This is a genomic window from Nonomuraea insulae, from assembly GCF_042656245.1.
In genome coordinates, this window is record NZ_JBHSPA010000096.1 from 37277 (window position 1) to 61201 (window position 23925).

Sequence of the window (23925 nt, forward strand, 5' to 3'; positions counted from 1 at the left end):
AAGGGCGTTTCATGAAAAGGCGGGAATGAACGACAACATCGAGTCCATCGGCCGCAAAGCCGGCCGTGGGCTGCGCTGGAGTCTCCTCGGGAACACGGTGACCAAGGCGGCCTCCTTCGTGATGAGCCTGGTCCTCGCGCGGATCCTCGCGCCGGGGGACTTCGGGATATACGCGGTCGCCCTTGCCGCGACGCAGTTCGTCATGGTCGTCAAGGACGCGGGCATCATGGCCGCCGTCATCCAGTGGCGCGGCAGGATCGAGGAGATCTCGGCCACCGCCACGGTGCTCGCGTTCTTCTTCGCCACCGGCCTCTACGGGCTGTTCTGGGTGGGAGCGCCGTACTTCTCCGCGCTGGCGGGCAGCGCGGAGGCGACCGGGGTGGTGCGGCTGCTCACGATGGTCATCCTGGTCGAGGCCGTGACCGCGGTGCGCAGCGCCGCGCTGATGCGCGAGTTCGCGCAGCAGAAGCTGGCCGTGGCCAACCTGGCGGGCTTCGTCGTCAACGCCACCCTGGCCATCTCGCTGGCCGCGGCCGGCGCGGGAGCCTACAGCTTCGCGTGGGGTCAGGTGGGCGCGTCGGTCGTCACCGGCGTCATCATCCTCGCGCTGGCCAAGATGCCCTTCGTGCTCGGCTACGACCGGGCCGTCGCCGGCCGGCTGCTGCGCTTCGGCCTGCCCTCCGCCGTCGGCTTCGGCCTGGAGGCCGTGCTGATGAACTCCAGCTTCGTCATCGTGGGCGCGATACTCGGCAACGAGCAGCTCGGCTACTACCTGCTCGCCTTCAACGTCTCCAGCTGGGTGCCAGGACTGATCGGCACGGCGTTGCGCTACGTCTCCTTACCCAGCTTCTCGCGGCTGGCCGAGGACGGCGACTCGTTGTCGGAGGGCGTGCGGCGCTCCCTGCCGCTGCTCGTGACGTTCGTGATGCCGGTGGCGCTGGTCATGGGCACGCTCGCGCACCCGCTCGTCGCGCTGCTCTACGAGGCACGGTGGGACCCGGCGGCGGGGGTGCTGCGGTTCCTGGCCGTCCTCATGGTCGTGCGCATGATCACGTCGTACCTGGTGACGGACATCCTCATCTCGGTCGGCGCGACCAAGAGCACGGTCTGGCTCAACCTCGGCTGGGCGGTCGCGCTGCTGCCCGCGCTGATGGCCGGCGCGTACTTCGGCGGCATCAGGGGCGCGGCCGCCGGCCACGCCGCCGTGGCCGTCCTCGTCGCGCTGCCGCTGGGCATCCTGCTGCTGCGCCGGCAGGGTGTACGGCTGCGGCCGGTGCTGCCCGGGCTCGTCCGTCCCTTGCTGGCGACGCTGGCGGCCGGCCTGTTCATGGTGTTGTTCTCCGGCACGTTCGAGGGCGTTCCCTTCCTGGAACTCCTCGTCGTCGGTGGTACAGGAATGCTCGTGTTCGCGCTGCTGGCCACGCCGGCGGCGGCGCTGAGGCGGCTGACGCGTCAAGGGAGGGCCCATGGCCTCTGAACTGGTCTCGATCGCCCTGCCCGTACGCAACGGCGCCGAACGGCTGGAGCAGGTGGTCAAGTCGGTGCTCGCGCAGGACTACGGGCACCTGGAGCTGGTAATCTCCGACAACGCCTCCACCGACGGCACCGAGGAACTGTGCAGGGACCTGGCGAACGACGACCCCAGGATCGTCTACCACCGCCACCCGCACAACGTCGGCCTGCTGAACAACTTCATGCACGCCGCCCGCGTCTCCCGGGGCGCGTACGTCCGCTGGATCGGCGACGACGACCGGCTGGACCCGGCCTGCCTCTCGCGGGCCGTGGCGGCCTTCGACGCCGACGAGCGCGTCATCCTGGTCACCACCCAGGTCGCCTACACGGGGCCCGACGGGGTGAGCAGAACCCACGCGTACGGGGGCGCGGGGCTGGGCTCGGACGATCCGGTGGTGCGGCTGCGCGAGATGTTACGGCTGCTCAACGAGAGCGCGCTGCAGATCGACCCGCTCTACGGGCTGTTACGGCGCGGCCCCGCGACCGAAATTCCGCGCAGGAACATGTTGCGCGAGGACGAGGTCTTCGCCGCCAAGCTGGCGCTGGCCGGCCCATGGGCGCACGTGCCCGAGGTGCTGGCGCACCGCAACACTCGGATCGAGCGCATCTCGGGCGTGGCCCGCAGGCTCGATGTGCCCTCCTGGCAGGCTCATCTGTCCAACACGTTGCAACTGCGCGAGCTGCTGCGGTGGATGGGGGACGCGGAGCTGACGCCGGACCTGCGCCGCCGGGCGCGGCTCGCCGTGCTGGGCATGTACGCACGTCGCCAGCGCCGTACGATGGCGCATCGGAGCCGTAAATTATGGTCAATGGCGCGAATGGTGTAACACGTCCCATGAACAGCGCGATTTCCTGTTTGTATCGATGCAACGCTTACGGGGGCGGAATATAGTGCGCTTCTGGAAGACTATTTTCGGTCTGGCCAGGAACAAGCTCGTCGGACCCCCTATCGCCGTGGTCACGATCGGGCTGGCCCTGGCGGCGTACTTCCTGATGCCGACCCGCTACGTGTCCGAGGCGTCCATGGTCCTGACCATCCCCGCCACGGGCGGCACGCTGGAGACCGAGCCCCTGCGCAAGCCGGGGCTGACCAACCCGTTGCTGCAGTTCAGCGACGCGCTGCGGACCACGGCGGGCATCCTCATCCTGTCCACGAACACCGAGGACGTGGCGGCCGAGCTGGGCGTGACCGAGGGCGGGCCCACGACGCTGACCATCAACGACGGCCGTACCAACGCCGACCTGCTGAGCATCAGCACCAACGGGCCGTTCATCTACATCGAGGTGGAGAGCACCTCGATCGGCGTGGTCCAGGAGGTCATGGTCAAGGCGCAGCGCAGGGTGCGGGTGGAACTGGCCACCTGGCAGACGGCCCTGGGCGCGCCGATCAGCACGCACATCGGCATCCTCGACGTGATGCCCGCCTCCGTGCCCAAGATCGTCGTGCAGGGCAAGCTGTCGGCGGCGGCGGCCGGTGGGGTGCTCGGGCTGCTCGGCGGGTTCGCGGTGGCGTACGGGTATCAGCGGCTGCGGGCGCGTCCCGGCGTACCGGCTGAGCCCGAGGCCGAGACCGAAGCCGAGCGTGAGCCCGAGCCGGAGCCGGAGCCGGTGCTCGTCAGCGCGCAGGCGTACGACACCGACGCCGATCCCATGCAGGGGACGCTCGTCAGGTTCGGGCAGGGCCGGGTGGACAGGACCGCCGACGAGCCGGCGCCCGTGGGCAACGGCTCCAAGGCGCAGCTCGGCGCGCTCTCTGAGTACACGACCGAGCTGGGCGAGGCCGACACCCAGACCTTCCCCGTGGTCAAGCCGGACGACGGCGATCAGCCGGACGACGGCGATCAGCCGGACTCGACCACCTGAGCGCAGCGGCGGATGGCGGCCGTCCTGACCTCCATCGGGGTGTGGGACTTGGCGGAGATCATCATGCCGACGGCCTCCGCCGGCAGCTCGTCGGCGAAGGCCAGGGCTGCGGCCTCGTCCAGCGGCGTGGTGTCCCACATGAAGTGGCAGAGCGAGTTGTTGATCGGGACCTGGGCGCGCAGCGACTCCTCCACGTACACGCCGTAGCAGATGAACTCCGAGATCCGCAGCTGCGAGGTGAACGCGTCGAGCCAGGGACGGCCGGCGACCTCGGTGATCCGCTGCTGCATCCCCCTGACGATGGCGGGGTCCCAGCACGCCAGCGAGCTGACGTAGTCGGGCAGCGGCAGCCTCTCCGCGGGCGGCAGCCCGAGCAGCCCGCGGGCGACCCGGTGCCAGAGGACGTGGTCGGGCATGCCCTCGTGCACCCCGGCATCCACCCGGAACAGGCACACCTGGTCGTCGCGGAGGAACATGTCGGGGGTGGCGGGGCGGACCAGGACGACGTCGGAGTCGGCCACCAGCACCACCGTCGACTCCAGCAGCGCCGTCACGGCCATCTTCACGGCCTGCTGCATGATCCAGCCGCGCAGCGGCGGCCAGGGGCGCAGGGCGTTGGCCCACATCGCGACGCCGGGCAGCTGGAAGACGCGGCGCGGCAGGATCTCCGGATAGGTCCAGACCCTGCACCGGGGTCCCGCGTAGCCGGCGAACAACGCGCGGTCCGACGGCGGCACGATCACATGGTGCACGGTGTCGTCGGAGGTGTACTGGAGCACGGATCGGTGCAGGAGGGCGAAGAGTTCGGCGTCGGGTCCGTACGTGGGCGTGACGACGGCCAAAGAACTCATGAAGGTGTTCTCCCGTTCCCCCGCACAGCGCGATGACGCCCTCTGCCTCCTTATCGTCATGATTTGGGTGGTGTTACACGTGTTTGTGTAACGCTCCACCCCTCTCCGTGCGACATGTATGAGGTGGGAAAAGGGGGAGGGGCGCGTGGACTTCTGGGGAACCGTTCTCGTCCTGATACGTCGGTGGTACGTCGCGCTGCCGGCCCTTCTGGTGGCCATGGGCGGCGCCTTCTACTCCTACTCCACGATCCCGGTCACCTACACCACCTCGGCGGTGCTCGTCCTGACCACCCCCACCAGCGGCGGGGTCACACCAGGCGACCCGAACGCGCCGATCCCCCGGGTGAACCCGCTGCTGAACTTCGCCCACGGGCTGAGCGTGGCCTCCTCGATGCTGATCAGCGTCATGAGCACGCCCGACATGGTGGCCGAGATGGGCGTCGAGGTGGACGGCGACCCCGCCTACGCGGTCACCAACGGCACCAACAACCTGGAGTCGCTGGCCACGGGCCCCCTGGTGTTCGTCAAGGGGGAGAGCACGCGGCCCGAGCAGGCCACCGCCATCACGCTGAAGGTCATGGACCGGATCGGGAAGGAGCTGGACCTGCGCCAGCGGCAGGTGCACGCGCCCGACGAGACCTACATCACGGTCGGCGCGGCGGTGCCGCCGACCAAGCCGGTGCCGCAGTTCGGCAGGAAGCTCCGCTCCTCGGCCGCGGCGCTGGGCCTGGGCATGATCGCCGCGCTGTGCGCCGCCTTCATCGCCGACAACCTCGCGGGCCCGCTGCGGGCCTACCGGGCGCGCAGGGCGGCCGAGAAGCCTCCGGAGGACGAGCCGGCGGCCGACGAGCCGGTCCCGGCCGGGCAAGAGGCCCTGAACCGGTGACCACCGTCATCCGCACCCTGCCCGATGCCCCGGTCGCGCCAGGCCGCGCCGACGGCGCCACCGTCGCGGCGGTCTTCATGGTGGCGCTGCTGATCGTGCCCGCGCGGCTGGTGCTCAGGGCGCTGCCGCTCTCGCTCACCCCGGCCAACGTGGTGAGCCTGGGGGCGGCGTTGCTCTGGTTGTGCGCGCAGCTCACGCTCACGCTGGGGGTGGCCAAGGGGCGTACCCCCGTACGCACGGCGCTGTTCGCCTACTTCACCACCATGGTCGCCACGTTCGGCTTCGCCACGGCGGGATACATGGACTCCGACGAGCTGAACCTGGCCGACCACGCCTTCGTGCTGATGGTCGCCTCGGTCGGCATCGGGCTCACCGTCTGCGACGGCGTGCGCGGCTTTCGCCGGCTCGACTTCCTGCTCAAGACCATCGTGGTCTTCGGAGCGGTGATCGCGGTGATCGGGGCCCTGCAGTTCCTGCTCTCCTTCGACCTGACGAGGTACCTGGAGCTGCCGATCCTGCGTTACACCAGCGACGAGGCGTCCTTCGTCCTGGAGCGCGCGGATCTGCGCCGGGTGGCCGCGACCACCGGTCACCCCATCGAGTTCGGCGTCACCTGCGCCATGATCCTGCCGCTCGGCGTGCACCTGGCCACGAAGGCCCGCCTGCGGGGTGAGCCGGCGATGCGCTGGTGGGCGTGCACGCTGCTGATCGGCCTCGGCCTGATGTTCTCGGTGTCGCGCTCGGCCATGCTGAGCATGATCGTGGTCGGCGTGGTGTTGTTCGCCGGGTGGCCGGCGCGGCGCCGCGTACAGGCGCTGTTCGTGGCCGTGGGCTTCCTGGTGGTCATCAGGCTGGTCGCGCCCGGCCTGATCAACGCCATCTTCGGCCTGTTCACCAACCTGGGCTACGACCCGAGCATCCAGTACAGGACGCACGACTACGCGGTCGCCACCCAGGAGATCGGCCGGCACTTCTGGCTCGGCCGCGGCCTCGGCACCTGGTACGCCCCCAAGCACCAGGTCTTCGACAACCAGTACATCCTGTCCATGGTCGAGACCGGGATCTTCGGCACGCTGGCCTTCACCGCGCTCTTCGTGGTGGCCTTCTACTCGGCGCTCAAGGCCAGGTACCTGAGCGTCGACCCCGGCGTCCGCGACCTCGGGCTCACCGTCGCCGCCTGCCTGATCGTGCCGCTCGTCGGGTCGTTCACCTTCGACCTGATCTCGTTCTCGACCGTGACCGGGCTGTCGTTCGTCCTGGTGGGCGCGGCGGGAGCCCTGCTGCGGGCCGCGCAGGCCGAGCGGGTCAGCCCGAGCCCAGCCGGCGGCGCAACCGAGCCCACGAGCCCGCTGCCAGATCCCGCTCGCTGACCCCGGCGGCGGGCAGCGGCCACTCCACCCCCAGTTCCGGATCGTCGTAGCGGACCGCCAGGTCCTCGGCGGGCTCGTGCGCCCGGTCGATGCGGTAGCAGGTGTCGACGGGATCGGTGAGCGCCTGGAAGCCGTGCAGCAGCCCCGGCGGCACGTACAGCGTGAGGAAGCTCTCGTCGTCCAGCGTCACCGCCATGGCCTTGCCGAACGTGGGAGATTCCGGTCTGGCGTCCACGAGCACGTCGTGCATGGCGCCGCGGGCGCATCGGACCAGCTTCGCCTCGCCCCGCCCCGAGCGGCCGTGCAGGCCGCGGATGACGCCGCGGCGCGAGCGCGACTGGCTGTCCTGGATGAAGCTCTCGGGCGTCAGGCCCGCCTGCCTGGCGACGTCGGCGTCGAAGGTACGCGTGAACAGTCCCCGGTCGTCGCGATAGGGGGACGGGACGAACAGTAACACTCCGTCAAGCGCACCATGCTCTACTCTCATGCCTCCATATATTCCATGACGAACCGACCGAAAAGTTGTTTTCTTGGCGTTTTTCATTGTTAACCCCTACGGGCGTAACAAGCCTCGTATATCCCCCGATTATCGATTGAAACAGCCGTATTATGGGACCGGCTGGCAGCGGGGGGCGATCGTATTTCTGCAGATCAACGCATGCCCTCAGACGCCCGCGTGCGGGTGGGCGCGATCGACGTGACCGCGATCAGCGAAGCCGGGCTGGCCGATGTGGTGGCGGCCGGATGGCGGGCCGGGCACGGCGGTTGGATCGTGACAGCCAACGTCGACATCGTCCGCGCCGCGGGCCGTGACCCCGCCCTCGCCGCGCTGGTGGCCCAGGCCGACGTGGTGGTCGCCGACGGGATGCCCGTGGTGTGGGCGGGCAGGCTGGCGGGCGGAGCCTTCGGTGAGCGCGTGACCGGCGCCTCCCTCGTGTACACGCTGTCGGAGCGGGCCGCGGCCGAGGGCCGCTCGGTGTATCTGCTCGGCGGCGACGAGGGCGTGCCGGAGACCGCGGGGCGGGTGCTGGCGGAGCGGTATCCGGGGTTACGGGTGGCGGGCGCGTACTCGCCGCCGTACGGATTCGACGCCGACCCGCGCCGCCTGCGTGAGATCGCCGAGCGGGTGAGCGCCGCCGCGCCCGACCTCGTACTCGTCGGCCTCGGTTTTCCCAAGCAGGAGCACGTGATCGCGATGCTGCGGCCGGAACTGCCCGCCGCCTGGCACCTGGGATGCGGGGCGGGCATCCCGATGGCCGCCGGGCAGTTCAGCCGCGCTCCTGAGCTCCTGCAGCGCAGCGGCGGTGAATGGCTGCACAGGCTCGCACTCGAACCACGCCGCCTGGCCCGCCGCTACCTGCTCCACGACGCACCCTTCGCCCTGCGCCTCCTCGTTCAGGGGCTGGCCATCCGCCTGCGGGAAAGGTGAACGATGTTAGCGGTAGTGATCGTCACATATCACAGCAGCGGGGTGGTCGCCGACTGCCTGAAGTCGGTGCGCCTGGCGCTGCGCGACCAGGGACCCGCGCGGGTCATCGTGGTCGACAACGCCTCGGCCGACGACACCGTCGATCTCGTACGGCGGATAGACCCGGCCGCCGAGGTCGTCAGGATGGAACGTAACAAGGGCTTCGCCGGCGGTGTGAACGCCGGCATCCTCGCGGCCTCCGGCTGCGACATCCTGGTGCTCAACCCGGACGTCCGGCTCGACCCCGACGCCATCGCCCGCCTGCGCGAGACGCTGGCCGTGCCGGGGACCGGGATCGCCGTGCCCGAGCTCACCCACGAGGACGGAAGCCCGCAGCTCTCCCTGCGCAGGCGGCCCACCGTGCTCAGGGCGATCGGTGAGGCCCTGCTCGGCGGCAGGCGGGCCGGCCGGTTCGCCCCCTTGGGCGAGCTGGTCGTGGACCGGTCGCACTACGCCCGCGAGCACACGGCCGACTGGGCCACGGGAGCCGTCTGGATGATCTCCAGGGCCTGTGTGGAGGCCCTCGGCCCGCTGGACGAGCGGTACTTCCTGTACTCGGAGGAGACCGAGTACATGTTGCGGGCCGGGGATCACGGCCTCGCCCTCCGCTACCAGCCGCGCGCCCGGGCCGTGCACATCGGCGGCGCGCAGAAGACCTCCGCGCCGTTGTGGGCCTTGTCGGCGGCCAACCGGGTCCGGCTGCACCGTGAGCGGCACGGGCGGGTCAGGGGGCTGGCCATGCGCGCCGCGGTGCTGGTCAACGAGGGGCTGCGCGCGGTCGGCAAGGGAGGAGCCCGCGGCCACCGGCACCGGCTGGCCCTGCGCGCCCTGCTGCCACTGCCGCGCTGGCCGACCGGCCAGGAGCCGCCCGGCTACCTCTGCTTCTCCGCGCAGGACTGGTGGTACCACAACCGGGCGCACTCCGACTTCCAGCTCATGCGCTCGGTGGCCGGGCACAGGAAGGTCCTGGTGGTCAACAGCATCGGCATGCGCATGCCGACGCCGGGCCGATCGACCCAGCCGCTGCGGCGCATCGGGCGCAAGCTGCGCAGCGTGGCGAAGTTCGTCCGCCGGCCGCTGCCCGGCTTCTACGTCATGTCCCCGCTGCCGCTGCCCTTCTACGGCTCGCCGCTGTTACGCAAGGTCAACGCCGTCCTCGTACGCACCCAGGTAAGGGCCGTCTGCCGGGCGCTCGGACTGACCGAACCCGTGATCATGACGACCATCCCCACGGCCTGGGACGTGGTCCAGCCGATGCGTAGGCGTTCGCTGCTGTTCAACCGGTCGGACCGGCACTCGGCCTTCCCCGAGGCGGACACCGCGACGATCGAGGAGCTGGAGAACGCCCTCCTGCGCCACGCCGACCACGTGCTCTACGTCAGCAGGTCCCTGATGGCCGAGGAACGCGGGCAGACCGGAGCACGCGCCCACTTCCTGGACCACGGCGTGGACCTGGAGCACTTCACCAGGACGGACCGGCTGCCCGCCGACCTGGCGGCCATCCCGGGGCCGCGGGTGGGCTTCTTCGGCGCGCTCGACGACTACCTGGTGGACTTCGACCTGCTGGAGCGGATCGCGGCGGACATGCCGGACGTCTCACTCGTGCTCCTCGGGGACGCCACCGTGCCGATGGAGCGGCTCACCAAGTATCCGAACGTGCACTGGCTGGGCTTCCGCCCCTACGACGACATCCCGGCGTACGGGTCGGGGTTCGACGTGGCGATCATGCCGTGGCTGGACAATTCATGGATCCAGCATGCGAACCCGATCAAACTCAAGGAATACCTGGCGCTCGGCCTGCCCGTGGTGAGCACGGATTTCGCGGAACTCGCGAACTATACTGATCGCGTAAGGATCGCCACCAATCCCGCCGATTTCATCGCGGCCATCCGTTCGACTTTGCACGACGGCGGATTGCGGGAATCCCAGGCGCTGCGCATGTCCGTGCGCGGCGCCTCATGGTCCTCTCGCGCCGCCGAGCTCATGGCCCTGGCCGAAGCGCCGCCACGCAGAGTTTGAGGAGAGCCGATGGGGCGAAAGCTGTCCCCTTTATCCGTGTTCGGCGTCGTGACTCTGGTTCTGGTGCTGGCGGTGCTCTACTTCTACCCCGGCGATTCCCAGCCCGTGGACGAGCCGCCGCCGACGGCCACCGGCACGGCGGAGCAGCCCTCGAACGAGGCGGCGCTGAAGGCCCTGCCCCTGGTTCCGTGGGAGGGCGGGTCCGCCTACTACGGCGGCTTCGGCGCGAAGGCGTGGGCCGATCCCGCGTTCTTCCCCGTCGGCGTCTGGCTGGAGTCGGTCGTCGAGCCAGGGGACGCGGCCGGTGACAAGGCGCTGGGCCTGAACACGTACATGGGCCTGACCAGCACCAGCAACGCCCAGCGGGTACGCGAGAGCGGCATGTGGACGCTGACCGACCAGCCGCTGGCCGGCTACGGCGAGGAGGCGGTCGGCTGGGTGATCGACGACGAGGCCGACATGTGGGCCGGGCCCGGCGACGCGAAATGGACCGGCAACCACCCCGGTGAAGGACCTCTGTGCGTTCCCGAGGGCGAGCGCTGCGGCTACACCGTGCTGAAGGAGCGCAAGAGCCGGCTGCCCAAGGACGGGCGCCCGCTCTACGCCAACTTCGGCAAGGGCGTCATCATCTGGGAGACCGACGAGGAGGCGAGCAGGTTCGTCAACGACTACACCGACATCGTCTCGTCCGACGTCTACTGGTACACCAGCGAGGGCATCTGCCAGGACGCCAAGAACTACATCAACGTGCCCCTGGACAAGTGCCGGCGCTCGGCCAACTACGGCATGCTCATCGAGAAGCTGCGCAGGCTCGACTCCCTTGACAAGAAGCTGCAGCCCGTCTACGCGGTCGTCGAGGTGGGCTGGCCGGGCAAGGACGACAAGCGCGCCATCGAACCGGATGAGCTGGCCGGCGCCGTGATGAGCTCCCTCATCCACGAGGCCCGCGGCATCCTCTACTTCAACCACAACTTCGGCGGCCCCTGCCCGTCGCAACACGTGCTGAGAGAGCGCTGCGGCGACAAGACCAGGCCGATGGTCGTGGAGATGAACAAGCGGATCAAGCAGCTCGCCCCCGTGCTCAACACCCAGTCCTACGAGCACAGGTTCGGCGACGGGCTCGACACCATGCTCAAGCGGCACGGCGACGCCCTCTACGTCTTCACCATGCTCGACCGCGACGCCAGCCCCGGGCCCCACAAGCTGGCCCTGCCGCCGGGGATCAAGGCCGACAAGGCCGAGGTCCTCTTCGAGGGGCGCACGATCCCCATCGACGGGTCAGGGCAGTTCAGCGACTCCTTCGAGGCTGAATACTCCTACCACGTCTATAAGATCCCGATCTGAGCAGCGCGGCGAAACACGCCCTAGCGACGGTCCGCCCCGACAACGCCCGCACCCCCTGGCCGAGAAGCTGGACCACGCGGTACGCGGCCCCGGCCGCCCTGCCCCTGCGCCGCCTGAACAGCTCGACCTTGTTGACCGCGAGCAGCGCGGCCAGTGCGGGGTCCCTGTCGCCGTCGCCGCCGATGTGCTCGATCACCGCGCTGGGCTCGTACCAGGTGGTCCAGCCCAGGTCGGCGGCGCGCAGGCAGTACTCGGTCTCCTCGCTGTAGAGGAAGAACGACTCGTCCCACCGGCCGACCGCGCGCAGGGCGGGCACCGAGATCAGCATCGCCGCCCCCGTGGCCCACGCGTACGCGGCCGGCCGTTCGTAGGCGCGCGGGTCGGTGACCGTCTCCCCGATCCGCCACAACCGCCCCGCCACGGTGCCGCCCAGCAGCGCCTCCGCGATCGCCCTGCCCAGCGTGGGCATCCGGCGGAGCGACGGCTGGAGCGAGCCGTCGGGGTTGACCATCCTGGGCACCGCGATCCCGCGCCCCGGTGTGCGCAGCGCCTCGGCCAGCGGCGCGATCGAGCCAGGGCGAAGGCGGCAGTCGGGGTTGAGCACGTAGACGGCGTCGAGCGTGCCGAGGTCGAGCGCGTCCAGGCCCGCGTTGATGCCCGCGGCGTAGCCCGCGTTCCTGCCCAGGTCGATGGTGATCGCCTCGGCCCGTCCCGCGATGGCGAGCCCTTCGTCGGCCGAGGCGTTGTCGGCCACCACGACCGCGGCCAGTTCCACCCCGCCGGCCGCTTCCGAGAGCGAGTCGAGGCAGTCCCGCAGGACCTCGGCGCTGTTGTAGGTGACGATCACCACGGCGATCCGCATCGGCTAGGAGACTCGCTCCGCGTACCATGCGACCGTGCGCCGCAGGCCGTCCGCCAGCTCGACCGTCGGCCGCCAGCCGATCAGGTCGAGGGCGGGCCCGAGGTCGGCCACCTGTGGGATGTCCAGCGGCCGGTCGGCCACCGCGCCGAAGCCGGGCCGTGCGGTGGTGCCCGTGATGTCGTAGAGCAGCTCGACCACCTCGCGCACCGAGGTTCGCACGCCGGTGCCCACGTCGAAGGAGCGCCCAATGGCCCGGTCGTCCACCGCGGCGGCCACGAACGCCTCCACCACGTCATCGACGTACACCCAGTCGGCCACCTTGGCGCCGCTGGTCAGGCTCGGCTCCTCGCCGCGCAGCAGTGCCAGCGTCACGTACGGCACCAGCTTGGCCGTGTCCCGCTGCGCCGGGCCGTACACCATGGACGGCCGTAGGATCGTGTACGGCAGCTCCCACAGCCGGTGATACAGATCGGCGTAACCCGACGCGGCGCTCTTGGCCATCGCGTACGGCGACGGCGCGGCGGCGTGCCCGTTGCCCGGCCGCGGTTCCTCGATCGAGCCGGCCAGCACCATCCGGCACCCCTGGCCCACGGCGGCCGTCAGCAGGTTGACCGTGCTCAGGAGGTTGCCGGCGAGCGTGACCGGGACCATCTCCGGGGCCCTGGCGCCGTTGACCTCACTGGCCAGGTGGAAGACGACGTCCGGGGAGACCGCGCCGAGCAGCCCGGCCGTGGCCTGCCGCTCACGCAGATCGACCTGGTGCCAGCGTATGTCGCCGTCCTTCTCCCGGCCCCTGCTCACCGCGTGGACCTCGGCCTCCAGCGCGGCCAGGCGCGTGGCGAGGTGCCCGCCGATGAAGCCCGAGGCCCCCGTCACGAGGACCCGTGTGCCCTTCCATGTCATGAGCGCTCCTTTCGCCATGCCCTGACCGTCCTGCGCAAGGTGTCGCTGCGGCGCAGCACGCTCCTGGCGTGCCCCCAGCTCCAGTGCGCCGCCGCGACCGGGCCCGCCCTGGCGATCCTGCCCTCGGCGACGGGGATCTGCCCCGTGGCCAGGAAGTCCTTGTACGCGGCCGGGCTCTTGCCCAGATGGATGTGGCGCACGCCCTGCCCGGCGGCGTCGGCGGCCATGCCCAGGTGCTGGACGAGGCCGGGGGAGTACCAGGCGAACTTCCTGTCGTACGCGGGGAACCAGCCGGCGAAGACCGGTCCCGAGACCAGGCCGAAATGCCCGGCTATCGGGCTGTCGCCGGCGTACAACATGCTCAGCACGCCGCGTACGTCCTCGCCCGGCTCCTGGTGCAGCCGCTCGACCAGCTCCCTGAACGCCGGCTCCGCGAACAGGTCGCGCAGCCCCGTGGCGCGGTACTGCGCCGATTTCCACCCCAGCAGGGCCCGCAGGTCGGCGGGGTCGCGCGAGTCGAAGACGTGGCGCGTCTCACCGAGCTTGCGCTGCCGGTACATGACCGACTTGTACGTCTTGCCGCTGATCTGCTTCCGGTAGACCTCGAAGCCGCCGTCCAAGTCCATGATCGGCGAGGGAGAGACCACCCGGTGCGTCCCCTCGAACTGCCCGGCGAGCAGGTGATCGTAGGTCCACAGCCGCAGCCCGCAGGCCCGCAGCAAGGCACGCGCGTCCACCCGCAGCCCGCTTTCCGCCACCATCCCCTGGACGTCGGTGAAACCGGCTCCCACCGGCCTGCCCACACCCGCTCGGTTCCGCTCGAAAGGGAAGAACCCGGCGGGCACCCCGTCCCGGGACACCACGGCGACGTGCACGTTGCCCCGGTAGTCCGCCACGGCCCGGACGAACTCGGGGGACAGATAGGGATTGCGCAGCAGCAGGTCCTGCCGTTGCAGCGCGCGCCAGGCGGTCAGCTCCGCCGCGCCGAGCTCGTGCGGGCGCAGGACGTCGATCATCTAGGGCATGCCCCGCCAGCGCTTGTACGCGCGCCCCGCGGTCTTCCTGGCCCGCAGGGCGAGCGACGGGGAGCCGTCGAGGACCTGGCGTGTCCACTTCGCGTCGAGGTCGTGCCAGAGCGTGTAGCGGTCCTGGAGCCAGGCGTCCGGCCGGGCCCGATCGCCGTTGCTGGTGTAGGCGCGGGTCACGCCGGCCTGCCGGAGCCTGCGCAGCACATGCCGGTCATAGGAGCCGAACGGGATCGCGACCCTGGTGACCGGGTGCCCGGATAATCGGGAGATGCGCTGGTGCGCGGCGTCGAGCTCCTCGACGGCCTGGCGATGGTCGATCTTGCGCCAGTCGCGGTGCGCCCAGCCGTGCGAGCCCACGCGCATGCCTGCCTTCACCAGCTCGCGCACATCCGCCTCGGCCAGCCGGCCGCGCTCGCCGAGCAGGCCGGCCAGCACGAAGAACTCGGCCCGCAGCCCGCGCTCCAGCAGCCGCGGCAGCGCGATCTCGATGTCGGAGGCGTTGCCGTCGTCGAAGGTGATCCGCACGTCGTCACGTTCCACGACGGTGTCGAGCACGTGCTCGAACTGCTCGACGCTCACCCAGGTGCGGTCCTCCCCCGGATCGAGCGGCCGGACGGCCGGCCCGATGCCGTGCACGGTCATGGTGATGATCGAGTCCCTCGTCCGCATCCCCGCTCCCCAGTCACAGGTGTATCCCTTGCTGACCGGGGGCCGTTACACCTGTCAGCCGGGACGCGAAAACGCCGCCGCCCTGGTGGGCGGCGTCGTGCTCGGTTTTTGGGTCAGCCGATGCGCCAGGTGTCGCCACCCAGCAGCAGCTCTTCCAGATCGCCCTGGCCCTTCTGCTGCACGGCCTCTTCGATCTGCTCGGCCATCAGCACGTCGTACGCCGGGCGGTCCACCTGGCGGAAGATGCCGATCGGCACGTGCTCGAACGCCGGCTCGTCCAGCCTGCTGAGCGCGAAGGCCACCGACGGGTCGGGGTTGTGCGCGTCGTGCACGAGGATCCGGTCCTCGCTCACGCCGTCGCGCGCCACGACCTCGATGCCGCCGTTGTCACTGCGCACGACGGCCTGCGAGGAGCTGACGATCGGCTGGCCGTGCTCAAGGCGCAGCATGATGTCGTCGCGGACCTCGGGATCCTTGAGCTGCTCGAAGGCGTTGTCGTTGAAGATGTTGCAGTTCTGGTAGATCTCCACCAGCGACGTGCCGCGGTGCGCGGTGGCCTCGCGCAGCACCGACTGCAGGTGCTTGCGGTCGGAGTCGATGGTCCTGGCCACGAACGACGCCTCGGCGCCGAGGGCCAGCGAGATCGGGTTGAACGGCCTGTCCAGCGAGCCCATCGGCGTCGACTTGGTGATCTTGCCGACCTCGGAGGTGGGTGAGTACTGGCCCTTCGTCAGGCCGTAGATCCTGTTGTTGAACAGCAGGATGTTCAGGTTGACGTTGCGGCGCAGGGAGTGGATCAGGTGGTTGCCGCCGATGGACAGCGCGTCACCGTCACCCGTGATCACCCACACGCTGAGGTCGGGCCTGCTCGCCGCGAGCCCGGTGGCGATCGCCGGCGCCCGGCCGTGGATGGAGTGGAAACCGTAGGTGTTGAGGTAGTACGGGAAGCGCGAGGAGCACCCGATGCCGGAGACGAACACGATGTTCTCGCGCTTGAGCCCCAGCTCGGGCAGGAAGCTCTGCACCGCGGCCAGGATCGCGTAGTCACCGCAACCCGGGCACCAGCGCACCTCCTGGTCGGACTTGAAGTCCTTGAGGCCCTGCTTCACGTCGGTCTTCGGGACCAGGCTCAGTCCCTTCCCGTTCAAAAGCTCAGTCACTGTCGATCACGTCCTGGATGACTCCGGCCAGCTCCTCGGCCTTGAACGGGAGCCCGCGCACACGGTTGTAGCTGATCACGTCGACGAGGTATCTCCCCCGCAGCAGCAGGGCGAGCTGGCCCAGGTTGATCTCGGGCAGCAGCACCTTGTCGTAGCGCTTGAGCACGTCGCCGGTGTTGGCGGGCAGCGGGTTGAGGTGGCGCAGGTGGGCCTGGGCGACCTTGCCGCCGCTCCTCCTGATCCGCCGTACGGCGGCCGCGATCGGCCCGTACGTCGAACCCCACCCGATGACCAGCACCTTCGCGTCGCCGTCGGCGTCGTCGACCTCCAGCTCGGGCACGTCGATACCGGCGATCTTGGCGGCCCGCGTGCGGACCATCAGATCGTGGTTGTTCGGGTCGTAGGAGATGTTGCCGGTGCCGTCGGCCTTCTCGATGCCGCCGATGCGGTGTTCGAGCCCGGGTGTGCCGGGGATGGCCCACGGGCGGGCGAGGGTCTCGGTGTCGCGCTTGAAGGGCAGGAACTCGCCGTCCGCGCCGTTGGGCTCAGTCGTGAATTCTTGCGATATGTCGGGCAAGTCGGAAATTTCGGGCAGGCGCCAGGGCTCGGAGCCGTTGGCCAGGTACCCGTCCGAGAGCAACATGACCGGCGTGCGGTACTTGACCGCGATCCGCGCCGCCTCCACCGCCGCGTCGAAGCAGTCGCTCGGCGACATCGGCGCCACGATCGGCACCGGAGACTCGCCGTTACGTCCGAACATGGCCATCAGCAGGTCGGTCTGTTCGGTCTTGGTCGGCATGCCGGTGCTGGGGCCGGCGCGCTGTACGTCCACGACGATCAAGGGCAGTTCGGTGGTGACCGCCAGCCCGACGGTCTCCGCCTTGAGCGCCACGCCGGGACCACTCGTCGTGGTCACGCCGAGCGCGCCGCCGAACGCGGCCCCGAGCGCCGCTCCGACGCCCGCGATCTCGTCCTCGGCCTGGAAGGTGCGGATCCCGAACCGCTTGTGCTTGGACAACTCGTGCAGGATGTCGCTGGCCGGGGTGATCGGATATGACCCCAGGAACAGCGGCAACTTCGACTGCACGCTCGCGGCGATCAAACCGTAGGCCAGTGCCTGGTTGCCGGAGATGTTGCGATAGACGCCGGGCGCCAGACGTGCGGGCTTGACCTCGTAGGAGACAGAGAAGGACTCGGTCGTCTCGCCGAAGTTCCAGCCCGCCTGGAAAGCGGCGATGTTGGCCTTGGCGATGTCGGGCTTCTTGGCGAACTTCTGCTCAAGGAAGGTGATCGTGTGCTCGGTCGGCCGGTGGTAGAGCCACGACAGCAGACCGAGGGCGAACATGTTCTTCGAACGCTCGGCGTCCTTCTTGGACAGCGCGAAGCCTTCGAGCGCCTTGACCGTGAGCGAGGTCAGCGGAACCGCGTGCACCCGCCACTCGCTCAGCGACTCGTCCTCCAGCGGGTTGGCCGCGTAGCCGACCTTCTGCAGGTTGCGCTTGGTGAACTCATCGATGTTGGCGATGATGTCCGCGCCCCTGGGCAGGTCGCCCAGGTTCGCCTTGAGTGCGGCCGGGTTCATGGCCACGAGCACGTTCGGCGCGTCGCCGGGCGTGAGAATGTCGTGGTCGGCGAAGTGGAGCTGGAAGCTCGACACGCCGGGCAGAGTGCCTGCGGGTGCGCGAATCTCTGCGGGGAAGTTGGGGAGTGTCGACAGGTCGTTGCCGAACTCCGCCGTGCCCGCGGTGAAGCGGTCGCCGGTGAGCTGCATGCCGTCGCCGGAGTCTCCAGCGAATCTGATGATCACGCGGTCGAGTTGCTGGACCTGCTTTGCCACAGCTCAGTCCTCCTCGACGCGCCAATGCGCGGTTGCGTTGGGCGCGTTCTCTGTTTCCATGCTAGATCCTCGAAAGGTCACGCGTTTGCATGCCGCGCAAAGCGGGTAAACGCGGTCGGAGTTCAGTCAGGGTGAGGTGGGAGAACGACGACACAGTCCGGCCGCCAGCCTGCAGAGGTCTACATGCAGGCGGGCGAACAGGACGGTTCGGGTCACGAGCGCCAACTATACGTCCCCCCAACACGTGCGCTACGTCAGGGGCTGCTTACCGGGCAGCTCGTTCCCCGACCTGTACAGGCGTCCGGCCTGCATCCCCGCAGAGCCGTACAACTCTGGAACGGTCACGAACCTGTAACCCTTCCCGCGCAACCTTTTGAGGATGTCCGGAACTGCATCCACAGTTTCCCGATGAATGTCGTGCATGAGAATGATCGCACCTGGATGCGCCTCGCGCACGGCACGCTCCGCGATGTCGCTCGCTTTGCCGCCGCGGCCGTCCTCCGCGTCCACGTCCCAGCTGACCAGGGACAGCCCCATTTCCCGCGCGACATCGCGCACCTGCACGCTCACGGCCCCGTACGGCGCCCGCACCAGAGTCGGCGTCTGCCCGATGACCGCCGACACCGTGTCCTGTGTCTTCATCAGCGTGTCAGTGATCTTGCTACTGCCTTGTTTCGTCAGGTCCCTATGTGCCCAACTGTGATTCCCGACCAGATGCCCTTCCAGGCTCATCCGCCGCAGCAGATCCGGCCGCGCGGCCGCGTTGCTGCCCACGGTGAAGAACGTGGCCCGCGCCCGCTCCTTCTTGAGCATGTCCAGCAGCTCCCCGGTGTGCGGCCCCGGTCCGTCGTCGAACGTCAGCGCCACGCACTTGGCCTCGGCGCAGTTCACGCTTCCCGCCCGGCTGCTGACGGCGTCGGGGCTGGTCGTAGGGGGAAAGTGGGGCGTGTCGCCGGGCGCCGCGCTGCTGGCCGCCTTCCGTACGCTCTCCTGCGCCCTCAGCCCCAGCCCGGACAGCAGCGGCGCCACCTGCTTCGCCGGCACGGCCACGGCCAGCCGGCCGAGTGAGCACGGGCCGATCTGGCAGTCGTCGAACTCGACGACGAGGTCTCCGTTCCTGTTGAACGCCATCGAGTCGAACGTGTCGCCGTCGGCCCGCTCGACCTGGGGTCCGCGCTCCTCGAGCCGGTCCCAGACGAGCGTGGCGAGTCGCTTGAGCGCCTGCTTGCCCGCCAGCAGGCCGGTGGAGTCGACGGCCTTGTGGTTGCTGGGGTCGAACCAGTAGGTGCGGGTGGAGTTGCCCCAGTTCGCGCCCAGGTTTTCGCCGGTGCGCAATCGTATGCCGATGGCTTGGGGAGTGGCGGCGGCCAGTTGCCAGTCCACGTTCAGTTCTGGGCGGGGGTAGGTGGTGGCTCGCGTACGGCTGCGGAAGTCGCGCAGTTGCCGCTCGGCCTGGGCGGTCAGGGCGCGGTTCAGGGCGGGGGCGCCGGAGAGCTCCGGGTAGTTGATGTGCACGTATCGGCTGCCGGTGGAGTCGCCTTCCGTCAGGGTTCTGGTGGACAGGCCGACGACTGTCGCCGGGTCGACAAAGTCGATCAGCGTCGGCTCTGCCGGGACCACGACGTCCCTCTCTTTGGAGACGGCGGCCAGACCACAGCCGGAGGCTGAGAGGGCCAGCAGAGCGATTCCGGAGAAGAATCGCGATTTTTGCATAGATGTCAGAGTATGGGTCTGATCTTCCGATTTACTCGGATTTTGTGTGATAGGTCCAGAGCCTTTGACCACGCTGGGTATCCGGCGGGCTTGGGGTTACGATCCCTTACATGGACGGCTACTACGGGTCGTACGCGCTCGTCGCCGCACTACTCGCCATCGGCGTCGCCATCGTGGCCGGCGCCCTCCTCCTCAACCGCGCCCTGCGCCCCAACCGGCCCACGCCGGAGAAGCTGACCACGTACGAGTGCGGGGTCGACCCTGTAGGGGAGGGGTGGGCGCAGTCGCAGGTGCGCTACTACGTCTTCACCTACCTGTACGTCGTGTTCGCCGTGGACGCCGTCTTCCTGTTCCCCTGGGCCACCGTCTTCGACACGCCCGGCTACGGCCTGACGACGCTCGTGGAGATGTTCGTCTTCCTGGCCTTCATCGCCCTCGGCATCGTGTACGCCTGGCGCAAACGCGTCCTCAGCTGGACCTAACCCCACCGCCCGGCCCCACCGGCCCCGGCCACAGCACCGGGCCCCAGCGCCCGGCCACACCGGCCCCCGCCACAGCGCCCGGCCCCACCGGCCCCGGCCACAGCGGCCCCGCCGCTTGCCTCGACCCGGTGTCAGCCCCTGGTTACAGCGATCTTCGGGACCTTGGCGCGCACCTTGGCGCGCTGGGCCTCTGCGGGTTCGATCGTTCGTTATTTTGACGTGCCCTATCTCTGGCACTTTTCTATGCCGTGTCCACCTCATGCCCCGAATGCGACCAGCCGCTCAAGCCGGAGCCCTCCTACCCCGACTGGTGCCCGTCCTGCGACTGGAACGTCGTCCGCGACCCAACTGCCCCAAGGACCAGGTTCGCCCGGTTACAGTCCAGGCTCGTCCGCGACCTCCACGAGAACGTCACCCGTACCGCCCAATCCGGTGGCGCATCGGCAGGAGCGGCCCGCGTCGCCGGATACGCCCTGGCCTTCCTGACCCACCTCCTCGCCCCCGCCTTCTTCCTCCTCGGCGTGTTCCTCGTGACCCGCTGGACCCTCTTCGCCATCCTCCCGGCCCTCGTCGCCTTCGACCTGGCCTGGCTGCTACGACCCCGCCCCGTCCCCTTCCCCTCCGACGGCAAGCTCCTTACCCGCGCCTCGGCCCCGAACCTGTTCGCCCTCCTCGACCGCATCGGCACCGAGGTGGGCGCACCCCGTACCGACCAGGTGGCCGTCAGCGGTCAGGTGAACGCGTCGTTCCGCACGTACGGCTGGCGCCGCCGCCCCGTGGTCGAGATCGGGTACCCCCTGTGGATCATCCTCACCCCACAGGAACGCATCGCGCTCCTGGCCCACGAAATGGCCCATTCGAGCAACGGCGACGGCAGACACGCACTCGTCGTGGCCAATGCACTGCACTCGCTCGCCGTACTAGGCGAGGTCACCAGATTCGACTGGCGCTCCGGCGACGGCCTGTCCCGCCTGCTCGCCGAGTCCCTGCTGGCGGTCCTCGGACTCCCCGTTCGAGGGCTCAGGATGGCGATGGAACTGCTCCTGTACCGCTCGTCACAACGCGCCGAGTACCGCGCCGACGAACTGGGCGCCCAGGTTGCCGGCACCCCGGCCATGCACTCCCTCCTGGACGCCCTGTCCACCAGAGCCCTCTCGACGATCAGGTTCCTGGAGATGAGCACCCTCGCCACAAGGTCCGACAACCTGTGGCCGGCACTACGGGCACATGTGAACGGACTCCCCGAATCCGAACTCGAACGCCGCCGCCGAGCCGCCCGCCTGGAAGAACTCCGCGTAGACCAAACCCATCCCCCCACGTACCTCCGGATGGAATGGGTCGCCGCCCTGCCGTACCCGGAGGGCCGAGTGCGCGCGGCCGAGATGAACCCTGGCATCGACCAGGAACTGGAGACGGTCACGGACCGCGTAGCCCGCACCCTCAAAGAAAACGCCCGCTCAGCCCTCTACCACTGACCCCCCACCCACCCACCCACGCCATCCGCCAACACGCCCACCCGCCACCAAATCCGGCCACCACAACGTCCGATGGGACCGCCCTCGCTCCCAAAGCCCCAAGGAAGATTCCTTTGCCTGACTTGTGATCCGCGCAAGAATGGCCCCATGGCAGCAACGGATCTCCCGATGCCCACCGTGGGCCCGATCTCGCGGTTGGCGCCCAAGCCCATGCGTTTCATCCTCAACTGGGGCCGCCGCTACTCGCTCTGGGTGTTCAACTTCGGGCTGGCCTGCTGCGCCATCGAATTCATCGCGACCTCGACCAGCCGCCACGACTTCATCCGCTTCGGCGTGATCCCGTTCGCGAACGGCCCCAGGCAGGCCGACCTCATGATCGTCTCAGGCACGGTCACCGACAAGATGGCCCCGGCCGTCAAGCGCCTGTACGAGCAGATGCCCGACCCCAAGTACGTGATCTCGTTCGGCGCCTGCTCCAACTCCGGCGGCCCCTACTGGGACTCCTACTGCGTCACCAACGGCGTGGACCAGATCATCCCGGTCGACGTCTACGTCCCCGGCTGCCCACCCAGACCGGAAGCCCTCCTGTACGGGATCATGAAGCTCCAGGAGAAGATCGCCGAGGAGAAGCTCAGCGACCGCTACGTCTGGTCCCGCCCCCACGCCCAGCCAGAGCCCACCCCACCCACCTCGCACATTGAGCCGGACTCACAGCCAGGGGCTCACCCGGAGGAAGCGTGAACGGGACGAACGCGGACACGACATCCATCGCCGAGCAGTTCGACGACCGAGCCCAGATCTCGGAGTCCTACGGCGACACCACGATCGACGTCGCCCCGGCCGACTGGATCGAACTGCTCACCTACGTCCGCGACAACCTCGACTACGCCTTCTTCGACTGGCTGACCGGCGTGGACGACCCCCCGGACGCCTTCTTCGTCGTGGCCCACGTCTACAACCTGGCCGCCGGCAGACGCCTGCTTCTCCGCACCCGCGTCCCCCAGGAAAACCCCCATCTCCCCACCGCCGTAGGCGTCTACCGAGGCGCGAACTGGCACGAGCGCGAGACGTACGAGATGTTCGGTGTGATCTTCGACGACCACCCCAACCTCGTCCCCCTCCTCCTGCCGGACGGCTTCGAAGGCAATCCGCTGCGCAAGGATTTCATCCTGGCCGCCCGCGTGGCCAAGCCGTGGCCCGGCGCCAAGGAGCCCGGCGAGTCAGGACATGGCGCCCCGAGTCGCCGCAAAACGCTTCCGCCCGGAGTTCCAGCAGACTGGGGGCCGCCCGATGCTTGAAGTGGTGCTGAGCTTCGTCGTCATCCTCATCGTGTTCCTGGTCCTGCCGTTGATCATCGGTCAGACGGAACACAAGGTCATGGCCCACATGCAGTCGCGCCTCGGTCCCATGTACGCGGGCGGCTTCCACGGCTGGGCGCAGCTCATCGCGGACGGGGTGAAGTTCGCCCAGAAGGAAGATGTCATCCCGGCGGCCGCCGATCGCCGCATCTTCATGATCGCCCCAGGCGTGGCACTCATCCCGTACCTCGTCGTGCTGATCGTCATCCCCATCGACCGCGACCGCGTGGCCGTCGATCTCGACCTCGGCCTCTTCTTCGTCCTCGCCGTCATGGGCATCGGCGTCCTCGGCTCGATCATGGCGGGCTGGGCGTCGGCCAACAAATACTCGGTCCTCGGCGGCATGCGCTCAGCGGCCCAGCTCATGTCGTACGAACTGCCGCTCGTCCTGGCCGCCTCCTCGGTGGCCATGGCCGCGGGCACCCTGTCGCTCCCCGCGATCGTCGAGGCATGGCAGTGGTGGTGGCTTCCATGGCAGGCGATCGGCGCGATCGTCTTCTTCCTGGCGGGCCTGGCCGAACTACGCCGCCCCCCGTTCGACATGCCCATCGCCGAGTCCGAGATCATCATGGGCCCGATGACCGAGTACACCGGCATGCGCTTCGCACTCTTCATGCTCTCCGAGTACGTCGGAATCGTCGTCCTCTCATTCCTGACCACCGTCCTTTTCCTGGGCGGCTGGCAGGGCCCGTTCCTCCCCGGCTGGTTGTGGACGCTCCTGAAGGTCTTCGTGCTGGCCTTCATCGTGATCTGGCTACGCGTCACCTATCCCCGGCTCCGCGAGGACCAACTCCAGAAGCTCGCCTGGGCCGTCCTGGTCCCCCTGGCCCTCGTACAACTCGCATTCACCGGCCTGATCAAGGTCCTCCTCTGACCACCCCAGAACCGCACCACCCCAGAACCGCACCACCTTCAGAACCGCCACACCCCAGGGACGCGCCGCCACCTTCCAGAGGCCGAGCTGAAAGCAGCCGCCATCACCCTTGGGCCAGAATCCGAACCACGCATCACCCCGGGAAACCTTAAATCCGCCTTATTCGTCGTACCTGAACAAGGTGTCTATGGGGGTGTGACGAGTGAAACAACTCCAACCATGCGCAGGCGCAACACAGAACAGCCGATGCC

The 23925-nt window shown here is 68.9% G+C and carries 22 protein-coding genes; 13 read left to right on the forward strand and 9 right to left on the reverse strand.

Annotation, left to right across the window (positions count from 1 at the left end; translation table 11 throughout):
* Nucleotides 1-25 precede the first annotated feature (25 nt).
* The 3 genes from ACFPZ3_RS58390 to ACFPZ3_RS58400 all read left to right on the forward strand — a co-directional run bounded on the left by ACFPZ3_RS58390 (nt 26) and on the right by ACFPZ3_RS58400 (nt 3375).
* A complete protein-coding gene (locus ACFPZ3_RS58390) occupies nt 26-1477 on the forward strand; it encodes an oligosaccharide flippase family protein (protein ID WP_379523099.1) in 1452 nt (483 codons plus the stop codon).
* Nucleotides 1467-2339 carry a glycosyltransferase family 2 protein gene (locus ACFPZ3_RS58395; protein WP_379523100.1) on the forward strand — a complete coding sequence of 291 codons (873 nt, stop codon included), beginning with the start codon at nt 1467-1469 and terminating at the stop codon, nt 2337-2339. Before ACFPZ3_RS58390 ends, ACFPZ3_RS58395 begins: the two co-directional genes overlap by 11 nt.
* Nucleotides 2340-2403: 64 nt before the next feature.
* A complete protein-coding gene (locus tag ACFPZ3_RS58400) occupies nt 2404-3375 on the forward strand; it encodes a hypothetical protein (RefSeq protein WP_379523101.1) in 972 nt (323 codons plus the stop codon).
* Here the strand turns inward: ACFPZ3_RS58400 and ACFPZ3_RS58405 are convergent.
* Nucleotides 3354-4226 carry a DUF6492 family protein gene (locus tag ACFPZ3_RS58405; RefSeq protein WP_379523102.1) on the reverse strand — a complete coding sequence of 291 codons (873 nt, stop codon included), beginning with the start codon at nt 4224-4226 and terminating at the stop codon, nt 3354-3356. The genes ACFPZ3_RS58400 and ACFPZ3_RS58405 overlap by 22 nt on opposite strands.
* A 145-nt stretch (nt 4227-4371) precedes the next feature.
* Between ACFPZ3_RS58405 and ACFPZ3_RS58410 the strand changes: the two genes are divergently transcribed.
* Together ACFPZ3_RS58410 and ACFPZ3_RS58415 are read left to right on the forward strand one after the other, a co-directional pair.
* Nucleotides 4372-5112 (forward strand): YveK family protein, encoded by a 741-nt coding sequence (locus ACFPZ3_RS58410; RefSeq protein WP_379523103.1) that lies wholly within the window; start codon nt 4372-4374, stop codon nt 5110-5112.
* The gene (locus ACFPZ3_RS58415) at nt 5109-6482 is read left to right on the forward strand and encodes an O-antigen ligase family protein (RefSeq protein ID WP_379523104.1); all 1374 of its coding nucleotides are present in this window, start codon (nt 5109-5111) and stop codon (nt 6480-6482) included. Before ACFPZ3_RS58410 ends, ACFPZ3_RS58415 begins: the two co-directional genes overlap by 4 nt.
* Here ACFPZ3_RS58415 and ACFPZ3_RS58420 read toward each other — a convergent pair.
* Entirely contained in the window at nt 6418-6969 is a 552-nt protein-coding gene (locus tag ACFPZ3_RS58420) for a dTDP-4-dehydrorhamnose 3,5-epimerase family protein (RefSeq protein ID WP_379523105.1), read from the reverse strand. The genes ACFPZ3_RS58415 and ACFPZ3_RS58420 overlap by 65 nt on opposite strands.
* A gap of 171 nt (nt 6970-7140) precedes the next feature.
* Here ACFPZ3_RS58420 and ACFPZ3_RS58425 point away from each other — a divergent pair, with 171 nt between their 5' ends.
* From ACFPZ3_RS58425 to ACFPZ3_RS58435, 3 genes are read left to right on the forward strand one after another with little or no spacing between them, the layout of a single operon-like run.
* Nucleotides 7141-7911 (forward strand): WecB/TagA/CpsF family glycosyltransferase, encoded by a 771-nt coding sequence (locus tag ACFPZ3_RS58425; RefSeq protein ID WP_379523106.1) that lies wholly within the window; start codon nt 7141-7143, stop codon nt 7909-7911.
* 3 nt (nt 7912-7914) lie between these two features.
* The gene (locus ACFPZ3_RS58430; RefSeq protein WP_379523107.1) at nt 7915-9969 is read left to right on the forward strand and encodes a glycosyltransferase; all 2055 of its coding nucleotides are present in this window, start codon (nt 7915-7917) and stop codon (nt 9967-9969) included.
* Between the two features lie 48 nt (nt 9970-10017).
* Entirely contained in the window at nt 10018-11313 is a 1296-nt protein-coding gene (locus tag ACFPZ3_RS58435) for a hypothetical protein (RefSeq protein WP_379523108.1), read from the forward strand.
* Here the strand turns inward: ACFPZ3_RS58435 and ACFPZ3_RS58440 are convergent.
* The 7 genes from ACFPZ3_RS58440 to ACFPZ3_RS58470 all read right to left on the reverse strand — a co-directional run bounded on the left by ACFPZ3_RS58440 (nt 11258) and on the right by ACFPZ3_RS58470 (nt 19485).
* Complete coding sequence (locus tag ACFPZ3_RS58440; protein WP_379523109.1) at nt 11258-12175, reverse strand: glycosyltransferase family 2 protein; 918 nt, start codon at nt 12173-12175, stop codon at nt 11258-11260. The genes ACFPZ3_RS58435 and ACFPZ3_RS58440 overlap by 56 nt on opposite strands.
* A gap of 3 nt (nt 12176-12178) precedes the next feature.
* The gene (locus ACFPZ3_RS58445) at nt 12179-13078 is read right to left on the reverse strand and encodes an NAD-dependent epimerase/dehydratase family protein (RefSeq protein ID WP_379523110.1); all 900 of its coding nucleotides are present in this window, start codon (nt 13076-13078) and stop codon (nt 12179-12181) included.
* A complete protein-coding gene (locus ACFPZ3_RS58450) occupies nt 13075-14094 on the reverse strand; it encodes a GNAT family N-acetyltransferase (protein ID WP_379523111.1) in 1020 nt (339 codons plus the stop codon). The genes ACFPZ3_RS58445 and ACFPZ3_RS58450 overlap by 4 nt, the downstream gene beginning before the upstream one ends.
* Entirely contained in the window at nt 14095-14775 is a 681-nt protein-coding gene (locus ACFPZ3_RS58455) for a polysaccharide deacetylase family protein (protein WP_379523112.1), read from the reverse strand. It abuts the gene before it with no gap.
* A 113-nt stretch (nt 14776-14888) separates the two neighbouring features.
* Complete coding sequence (locus tag ACFPZ3_RS58460) at nt 14889-15935, reverse strand: 2-oxoacid:ferredoxin oxidoreductase subunit beta (protein ID WP_379523113.1); 1047 nt, start codon at nt 15933-15935, stop codon at nt 14889-14891.
* Nucleotides 15928-17772, reverse strand: a complete 1845-nt coding sequence (locus ACFPZ3_RS58465) for a 2-oxoacid:acceptor oxidoreductase subunit alpha (RefSeq protein ID WP_379523114.1) — start codon at nt 17770-17772, stop codon at nt 15928-15930. The genes ACFPZ3_RS58460 and ACFPZ3_RS58465 overlap by 8 nt, the downstream gene beginning before the upstream one ends.
* A gap of 249 nt (nt 17773-18021) precedes the next feature.
* Complete coding sequence (locus ACFPZ3_RS58470; RefSeq protein ID WP_379523115.1) at nt 18022-19485, reverse strand: polysaccharide deacetylase family protein; 1464 nt, start codon at nt 19483-19485, stop codon at nt 18022-18024.
* 110 nt (nt 19486-19595) lie between these two features.
* Here ACFPZ3_RS58470 and ACFPZ3_RS58475 point away from each other — a divergent pair, with 110 nt between their 5' ends.
* The 5 genes from ACFPZ3_RS58475 to nuoH all read left to right on the forward strand — a co-directional run bounded on the left by ACFPZ3_RS58475 (nt 19596) and on the right by nuoH (nt 23674).
* Nucleotides 19596-19967 carry an NADH-quinone oxidoreductase subunit A gene (locus ACFPZ3_RS58475; RefSeq protein WP_379523116.1) on the forward strand — a complete coding sequence of 124 codons (372 nt, stop codon included), beginning with the start codon at nt 19596-19598 and terminating at the stop codon, nt 19965-19967.
* 248 nt (nt 19968-20215) lie between these two features.
* Entirely contained in the window at nt 20216-21442 is a 1227-nt protein-coding gene (locus tag ACFPZ3_RS58480; protein ID WP_379523117.1) for a M48 family metallopeptidase, read from the forward strand.
* A 147-nt stretch (nt 21443-21589) separates the two neighbouring features.
* Complete coding sequence (locus ACFPZ3_RS58485; RefSeq protein WP_465263601.1) at nt 21590-22183, forward strand: NADH-quinone oxidoreductase subunit B; 594 nt, start codon at nt 21590-21592, stop codon at nt 22181-22183.
* Entirely contained in the window at nt 22180-22740 is a 561-nt protein-coding gene (locus ACFPZ3_RS58490; RefSeq protein ID WP_379523118.1) for an NADH-quinone oxidoreductase subunit C, read from the forward strand. Before ACFPZ3_RS58485 ends, ACFPZ3_RS58490 begins: the two co-directional genes overlap by 4 nt.
* Complete coding sequence (gene nuoH / locus ACFPZ3_RS58495; protein ID WP_379523119.1) at nt 22733-23674, forward strand: NADH-quinone oxidoreductase subunit NuoH; 942 nt, start codon at nt 22733-22735, stop codon at nt 23672-23674. Before ACFPZ3_RS58490 ends, nuoH begins: the two co-directional genes overlap by 8 nt.
* Nucleotides 23675-23925: the final 251 nt, after the last annotated feature.

What these genes read in the sequence shown, in the direction of transcription:
- ACFPZ3_RS58390 (WP_379523099.1), top strand. Translation starts at nt 26, where the DNA reads ATGAACGACAACATCGAGTCCATCGGCCGCAAAGCCGGCCGTGGGCTG.
- ACFPZ3_RS58395 (WP_379523100.1), top strand. Translation starts at nt 1,467, where the DNA reads ATGGCCTCTGAACTGGTCTCGATCGCCCTGCCCGTACGCAACGGCGCC.
- ACFPZ3_RS58405 (WP_379523102.1), bottom strand. Translation starts at nt 4,226, where the DNA reads ATGAGTTCTTTGGCCGTCGTCACGCCCACGTACGGACCCGACGCCGAA.
- ACFPZ3_RS58420 (WP_379523105.1), bottom strand. Translation starts at nt 6,969, where the DNA reads ATGAGAGTAGAGCATGGTGCGCTTGACGGAGTGTTACTGTTCGTCCCG.
- ACFPZ3_RS58425 (WP_379523106.1), top strand. Translation starts at nt 7,141, where the DNA reads ATGCCCTCAGACGCCCGCGTGCGGGTGGGCGCGATCGACGTGACCGCG.
- ACFPZ3_RS58430 (WP_379523107.1), top strand. Translation starts at nt 7,915, where the DNA reads ATGTTAGCGGTAGTGATCGTCACATATCACAGCAGCGGGGTGGTCGCC.
- ACFPZ3_RS58440 (WP_379523109.1), bottom strand. Translation starts at nt 12,175, where the DNA reads ATGCGGATCGCCGTGGTGATCGTCACCTACAACAGCGCCGAGGTCCTG.
- ACFPZ3_RS58445 (WP_379523110.1), bottom strand. Translation starts at nt 13,078, where the DNA reads ATGACATGGAAGGGCACACGGGTCCTCGTGACGGGGGCCTCGGGCTTC.
- ACFPZ3_RS58450 (WP_379523111.1), bottom strand. Translation starts at nt 14,094, where the DNA reads ATGATCGACGTCCTGCGCCCGCACGAGCTCGGCGCGGCGGAGCTGACC.
- ACFPZ3_RS58455 (WP_379523112.1), bottom strand. Translation starts at nt 14,775, where the DNA reads ATGCGGACGAGGGACTCGATCATCACCATGACCGTGCACGGCATCGGG.
- ACFPZ3_RS58470 (WP_379523115.1), bottom strand. Translation starts at nt 19,485, where the DNA reads ATGCAAAAATCGCGATTCTTCTCCGGAATCGCTCTGCTGGCCCTCTCA.
- ACFPZ3_RS58475 (WP_379523116.1), top strand. Translation starts at nt 19,596, where the DNA reads ATGGACGGCTACTACGGGTCGTACGCGCTCGTCGCCGCACTACTCGCC.
- ACFPZ3_RS58485 (WP_465263601.1), top strand. Translation starts at nt 21,590, where the DNA reads ATGGCAGCAACGGATCTCCCGATGCCCACCGTGGGCCCGATCTCGCGG.
- nuoH (WP_379523119.1), top strand. Translation starts at nt 22,733, where the DNA reads ATGCTTGAAGTGGTGCTGAGCTTCGTCGTCATCCTCATCGTGTTCCTG.